Annotated in this window: 5 protein-coding genes; 1 reads left to right on the top strand and 4 read right to left on the bottom strand. The window is 50.7% G+C overall.

Annotated elements, in window-relative coordinates; translation table 11 throughout:
- Positions 1-50: 50 nt before the first annotated feature.
- The 4 genes from JIN82_RS17595 to glmM form a co-directional block, all read right to left on the bottom strand.
- Entirely contained in the window at positions 51-1,310 is a 1,260-nt protein-coding gene (locus JIN82_RS17595) for a thrombospondin type 3 repeat-containing protein (protein ID WP_325099504.1), read from the bottom strand.
- A 212-nt stretch (positions 1,311-1,522) separates the two neighbouring features.
- Positions 1,523-3,364 carry a glutamine--fructose-6-phosphate transaminase (isomerizing) gene (gene glmS / locus JIN82_RS11610; protein ID WP_200311818.1) on the bottom strand — a complete coding sequence of 614 codons (1,842 nt, stop codon included), beginning with the start codon at positions 3,362-3,364 and terminating at the stop codon, positions 1,523-1,525.
- Between the two features lie 22 nt (positions 3,365-3,386).
- Positions 3,387-4,259 (bottom strand): DapH/DapD/GlmU-related protein, encoded by an 873-nt coding sequence (locus JIN82_RS11615; RefSeq protein ID WP_200311819.1) that lies wholly within the window; start codon positions 4,257-4,259, stop codon positions 3,387-3,389.
- A gap of 2 nt (positions 4,260-4,261) precedes the next feature.
- On the bottom strand, positions 4,262-5,608 hold the full coding sequence (gene glmM / locus JIN82_RS11620; protein ID WP_200311820.1) for a phosphoglucosamine mutase: 1,347 nt from the start codon (positions 5,606-5,608) through the stop codon (positions 4,262-4,264).
- 637 nt (positions 5,609-6,245) lie between these two features.
- On the opposite strand from glmM, the gene JIN82_RS11625 reads away from it, so the two are divergent.
- Positions 6,246-6,841, top strand: a 596-nt coding sequence (locus tag JIN82_RS11625) for a transposase (protein ID WP_200311821.1), incomplete at its 3' end; no start/stop codon positions are given.

The raw sequence follows: 6,841 nt of genomic DNA on the forward strand, positions 1-6,841 counted from the left end.
AAAATCGCGATGCTGCCCCTTCTAGCTAGGGGGGATTTCAGCGGCGGCGTCTACTCTCCATCTTTAACGGCCAGACGATAGAAGATTTTCTCTTCATCGAGATGTTGGGTATTGGTGAACTCAGCTTGGTCAGGTGATAGATTCTCGGCGAGCAGTTGGAAATTGATTAGGTCGGTGGACCAATAAAGCGAATAGAGCTTGTTGTGTTTTGTTGGCCAGCTGATTTGATGTCCTGCCAGCTGGCCATTTTCATAAACGGCAACTGGAGTCGAAGTTTTCAAAAAGTCATCTGGGTCGAACCTATCAGTTCCAGCTAGAATCTCATCGGCATCGCTAAATCCATCACCGTCGCTGTCGGCATGTTCGCTGAGAACAATGTCGTCAAAGTAGATATATTGGTCTTGGTTATTGGCCCAACTGTTATCGCTGCCGCCATGGAAAATGGTGAAGAGCAGGGTGTCGATAGAGAAATCGTTGATGTAGCGGAACCTCAGGTTATGCACGGAGACGACCTTTACACCATCAACCCATGCTTCTAGCACGCCATCGTAATGGGCTGTATTATCGTCATCGATGGTATTCATTTTCACTCTGTGGGTGATGTGATACCACTTGCCTGATTCGATGGTTAGCAGTTCGTTAGCATCGTTTTTATCTGTGTAATAAAAAAGTGTGCCGTAAGGGTCAGTTAGTGATCCACTGCTCGGCTGGTAGCCATCTGTTTGGTCTGATGGGTCTGGCTGGTAGACGTATTGCACCAGTCGCGCCACGGAGCGGGATTCGTCAGCCTCGTAGGTTCCGCCAGCATGCCACATCATGCGAGCGCTGAAACCATCGTAACCAGTGGGCTTTTTCCCACCAGTTGGTGGTCGGTCGGTGGCAATGGTATCATCGTCGATGGTTTCGGTTCCGTTAGTATTTGTGGTCGTATAGCCGCCAGCTAGCCCTGGCAATTTTCCGCCTCTGGCAAAATCATAACCGTCTGAGAATTTCAGCCGATAGCTGAGGTAAAGTTCGTCGTAGCGTGGTTTTTTGTCTCTAGTCCATGAATGCACGTTAGAGTTGCTGTCAAAGCGAGTCCTCCAGGCGACACCTCCAGCCACGGTTGAAGGTGAATTGTTATCTCTATCGTCATTGGTGACGGAGTTCTCAGGAAGGAACACTTCGAGAATATGATTGCCGTTTTCCTCGATCACTTTGGCTCGTCCGTCGCTAACACCTTTGTCCCATTTCGACCACCAATCGCCTTTCCACGTATTGTTGCTGGCGTAAGTTTGAATGGCTGAATTCTCAAGGTTTTGAGAAAACACAGCGTTAGATTGTGCGTCGCACAATGATAGTGATCCGGCAAAAGCAAGCAACTGGATTAACGAGCGAAACATAAGCGGTAAAGGATGATTACGAATTCTACATAAATGACAGACTGAATATGTCTAGGTCGCTTTTAGTTGCTGTCAGTAAAAGAAAAAACCTCCCACGAGCTAAATCGTAGGAGGTTGGTGAATAGTACTTAATCAGTGGTTTACTCAACGGTCACACTTTTCGCCAAGTTGCGAGGTTGGTCGATAGAGCAACCGCGCAGACGCGCCACGTGATAGGAGAATAGCTGCAGGGCTACGGCAGCTGGAATGACTGAGGTATATTGCGGACAATCTGGGATCTCGATAACGTGATCGAAGATGTCGGCTGATTCTTTATCGCCAGCTGTGACTACACCGAGCACAGGTGCTGAACGCGCTTTACATTCTTCCACGTTGCTCAGAGTTTTGTCCTGACCTGCACCTTTGTTAGCTAGTGCGATGACTGGCATGTTTTCGTCTAGCAGGGCGATAGGACCATGCTTGAGTTCAGCGGCATTGTAGCCTTCTGCGTGGATGTAAGAAATTTCCTTAATCTTCAGCGCACCTTCCATGGCGACGGGATACATGTAGCCGCGGCCGATGTAGAACATGTTCTGGTAGTTAGTATAGTGCTGAGCAACCTCTGCGATCTTATCGTTAGTTTCTAGCACCCATTCGATGAGCTCAGGGATGCGCTTGATTTCTTGGACAATCTCAATGCCACGCGCCTGTGATAGACGACGTCCACGAGCCAGCTTGAGGGCAATCATTAACAGAACTGAAACCTGGCTGGTGAATGCTTTAGTTGAGGCTACTGAGATCTCTGGGCCAGCGTGCAGATAGATGCCTCGGCCTGTTTCACGGGCGATGGTAGAGCCGACAACGTTGACTAGACCAGCAACTAGAGAACCTTTTTCCACGGCTTCGCGCACAGCTGCTAGAGTGTCGGCAGTTTCACCCGACTGGCTGATAGCGAGCACGAGGTCGCGGCTGCCTACGATTGGATTGCGGTAGCGGAACTCAGCTGCTTGTTCAACTTCAGCTGGAATGCCAGCAAAATCTTCAATGGCGTATTCACCAATAAGGCCAGCGTTCATTGAGGTGCCACAGCCAACGATCAGAAGTCGCTGGATGTCTACCAGCTCGCGTGGACTGAGGTTAAGACCTGATAGAATAGAGGTGCCGCGTTCCGCGTCGAGACGACCACGGGTGGTATTGCGGATCGTTTCTGGCTGCTCAAAGATCTCCTTGGTCATGTAGTGCTCGAAACCACCTTTTTCTGCGGCGTCTGGTGACCAATCAATTTCTGATGGTGTGCGGGTGACAGAACCTGATGTTAGGCTGCGGATGTCAACCTGAGCGCCATTGATTTCAGCAATGTCGTTGTCATCCAGATAGATCGCTTGGCGAGTCCAGCGGATGATGGCTGATGCGTCTGATGCGACGATGGTTTCATCTTCACCAAGTCCCAGAACGATAGGGGAGCCGCGACGGGCAACCACTAATTTGCCTGGCTCATCTTTAGCCATACAGGTGATGCCGTAGGTGCCTTCTACTTGCTGTAGTGCTTCAGTAACGGCTTCTAGCAGGTTGCCACGATAACAAGATTCTACCAGGTGAGCGAGAACTTCGGAGTCAGTTTCAGAAACAAATACATTGCCCTGAGATTCGAGTTTTTGGCGCAGTGAGTTGTGGTTTTCAATGATGCCATTGTGCACCAAAATCACCTTTGATTCTGGGCCGGGATGCGGGTGGGCATTGATAGATGTTGGAGGACCGTGAGTGGCCCAGCGGGTGTGAGCAATGCCGCTGTGAGCAGCCTCAAGCTCGTCGACATTTTCATCGGTTTTGATTTGTTCGATCAGCCCCTGCACCTTGCCGTCGCGCTTGCTAACGAGAATCTTATTATTTTCGTTAACGGCAACGCCAGCTGAGTCGTAACCGCGATATTCGAGTTTTTTGAGTCCGCTCAAAAGCACGGGCATGGCTGAGCGTTTTCCGGTGTATCCTACAATTCCACACATAATGTTATGATTCTGTTAAATTTTATTGGATGTCCTTTTGGACGGTTTCGTTAGGGCGGGTGGTGGTGTTGGCTGCGAGCTTGCGGCCTGGGTAGATGGCAGTGTGAATGCCAGTGTGTGTGCCGTCGCCGATGATGGCGCCAAATTTTCGGCGCCCGGTATCAATGAGGTTTTCGTCCACTATTGAGCGGTGGTTTTTGCCATCGTGACGTAAGTTAGAGGTAATGGTTCCGGCGCCGAGGTTGACGCCGTGGCCGAGCACACTGTCGCCGATGTAGCTGAGGTGGCCGACGGCAGTTTTGTTGCCAATGAGAGAGTTTTTGATTTCGACGGCTTGGCCGATGTGGCAGTTGTCGCCGATAGTGGTAGAACCGCGAAGGTAGCAGTTAGGGCCAATTTTGCAATTTTCCCCAATCACCACATTGCCTTCGATAAAGACACCAGGGAGGATGCGCGATCCTTTACCGAGTGTGATGTGACCCTCTATCACAGCTTGTGGGTGAACCTCGCCTTCGATGACATCGCGGTCGAGAGTGACAACAATCTGCTCGTTGACGGCAATCAGCTGCCACGGGAAGCGAATGCGGAATGAGTTAGCGCTAGCAACAACGATAAGCGCGCCAACTGGACGTTCCGCTGAATCGCCTGTCCAAGCGAGAACTTCAGCGTCGGCTGACTCGAGCACGGCGTCTTGGCCAGACTCTAGCAATGCCAGCCAATCGCTGTGGCTGATCCACGCATTGTCAAACTGTGTGAGCCGCACATCCGCTGGCACCATGGCCAGTTGGAGGTCGTGCAGTGTGCTGCCGGCAATTTGATAATCACCTGCTTTGTCGACCGTATTGAGAGGCCACCAGCTGGTGAGTTCATTAGATGGGATGAGCTGAATAGACATGGTTAGGCTCCGATAGTTTGGTTGATGATTTCGGCCATCTTGTTAGCTTCTGCGCTTGCCAGCTGACCATCGGCGCATTCGGTGAGAATGCGAATTTTTTTCTCGGTACCTGAGTAGCGCACGAGTACACGACCTCTATCACCAAAGACCTTTTCGGCGGAAGCGATGGCCTCCGTCATGCCGGGAATGTCTTCAACAGCTGGTTTTTCAGTCACCATCATATTGAGCAGGACTTGTGGATAGATCTCCATGCAGTTAGCTAACTCAGCGAGTGACTTGCCGGCTTTGCTCATGAAGGTGAGAACTTTCAGAGCGCTAACGATTCCGTCACCCGTAGTGCCGAAGTCTGAGAAAATAATATGGCCAGAGTTTTCCCCTCCGAGGTTGAAGCCTTTGTCGCGCATGCACTCTAGCACGTGTCTATCACCTACAGGCGTAGTTTCCAGCTTGATGCCGTCAGCTGCGAGCGAGTCGCGCATGCCGAGGTTGCTCATCACTGTGGCGACGAGTGTATCACCTTTCAGTTGGCCAGCGGCTTTCATCGCTTTGGCACACAGGCAGAGCACTTGGTCGCCGTTTACGATTGCTCCTGTATGGTCGCAGAAAATTACCCGGTCGGCGTCACCATCTAGGCAGATGCCGATGTCGGCACCGTGTTCGATTACCGCCTGAGCACAGGCTTCTGGGTGCATCGCACCACAATCGGCATTGATGTTAGTTCCGTTCGGATGAGTAGACATGGCAACCACCTCAGCGCCTAGTTCGTTGAAAATCAGAGGCGCAGCGTAGTAGCCCGCGCCGTGCGCGCAGTCGATGACCACTTTGAGCCCTTTGAGCGAAGTATCGCCTGCGGCTGTTTTGGCAAATTCTATGTAGCGGCCAATGGCGTCGTCGATGCGCTTGGCTTTACCTATAGTGGTTTCTTTTTCAGCGACTTTTTCGGCGAGGATGATTTTTTCTACCTCGAGCTCGAGTGCGTCGTTGAGCTTAAATCCATCTGGCCCAAAAATCTTGATACCGTTATCCGGGTATGGGTTGTGCGATGCTGTTAGCATGATGCCGGCGTCGCAGCGCATGGTGCGCGTGAAATGGGCAACCGCAGGTGTCGGCGCTGGACCTGTGAGCAGGACCGTAGCTCCCTCAGCCACCAGACCACTGGTGATGGCGGTCTCAAGCATGTAACCTGAAATTCGTGTATCTTTGCCTATCACCACCTTGTGCTTACCGGCTTGCTGAGCGTCGAGCACACGTGCCACCGCTCGCCCAAGGCGTAAGGCTAGCTCTGGTGTAATTGGCCATTCATTAGCCGTGCCGCGGATTCCGTCTGTTCCAAATAATTTCTTGCTCATCTTGTACGTCAAATCGGTAAAGTTAATTTCTGCGCTGTTTTGTAGCTTTTGCCAAGGGTATTCTGACTCCTCTGACTTAAGATTAAAACAGTTTATTCAAAAATATAGGCAAAGTTCAAAAAAAAATGAACTTAAATCCTGTTTTTTAACCTCAGTGAATGATTTTCAGCCTTCTAGAAGGTGATTGGAACAAAGATCGAGAAGTGAAAAGTGGACGATACGGGCTATGAAATACGACTTTTAGAAGAGAATCGAGCAAGCAAGGGCGAAAATTGGATGACAAGTGAAATACTCAAATGTCCACAAAAACTAGCAGCTGAATTGCTAGCTGAGTGATAGATTTTGAGCCGCGCAGAGAGAGGGCTGGGCTCTGAAAAGTATCACGAGGGCTATGCGGATGCAGGGCAGGAGCGGTCATTATTAGCTGATCTGTCTGGCGTGGTGAGGGCTATAGGCAAAGCTCAGCGTGCTGTTTTAGTGGCACTTTGGCTAACGGAGATGGCGTGCGTCGGCTCAGAGAGATGAGCGGGATGCTTCAGCTGAAAGCTCAGATGTAGATGCACAGGATGAGTATAGTATAAAAGATGCACGGCATTTTTTAGATGCAAGCCACTGATTCTGTGCGATATTGGTGATTATGAAATCTCCAGAACCAATGCAGAACCAACAAAAACCAGCGGAAACGAAGCCGCTGACGCCGCTGCAGCTGGCGGATTGTAAAACGGGTTTTTCTGGTGGCGCAGCGGGCATGATTTGTGCGCCGCCGTCAGGTGGGCATGTGCGCATTGTTGGCGATGATCAGCACTCGTATTGCTACCACGTGATGAGTCGCACGGCGGGCGGAGATTACCTGTTTGGCGACCGGGAAAAAGAAGCATTTTTGCGCATCATGTGGCGCATGGCGCGCTTCTCAGGCATAAAAATCCTGACTTATTGTTTGATGGATAACCATTTTCACTTGCTCATTCGCGTGCCTAGCAGGGTGAAATTCAATGCCAAATTCGAAGCCTACGAGTCACAAGGTCGGCCAGATGAAAGACCGTCGCAAACCAAGCAGCAAGGGGAAGAGCGGCTGATCGACCACCTGCGAACGCTGTATAGCAAAGCGTACATCAGCCAGCTACGAGCCGAGCTGGCTCACATGCGCGCCAATGGCATGGAGCGCTATGCTGATGAGCAACTAACTAAATACAAAGAGCGTTTTTGTAACTTAGAAAAATTCGTTAAAGAACT

Source organism: Persicirhabdus sediminis, from assembly GCF_016595495.1.
GTDB classification, from domain to species: domain Bacteria; phylum Verrucomicrobiota; class Verrucomicrobiia; order Verrucomicrobiales; family Akkermansiaceae; genus Persicirhabdus; species Persicirhabdus sediminis.

Bases quoted from the DNA above. Each gene is read 5' to 3' on its own strand.
- glmS (WP_200311818.1), bottom strand. From the start codon at position 3,364: ATGTGTGGAATTGTAGGATACACCGGAAAACGCTCAGCCATGCCCGTG.
- JIN82_RS11615 (WP_200311819.1), bottom strand. From the start codon at position 4,259: ATGTCTATTCAGCTCATCCCATCTAATGAACTCACCAGCTGGTGGCCT.
- glmM (WP_200311820.1), bottom strand. From the start codon at position 5,608: ATGAGCAAGAAATTATTTGGAACAGACGGAATCCGCGGCACGGCTAAT.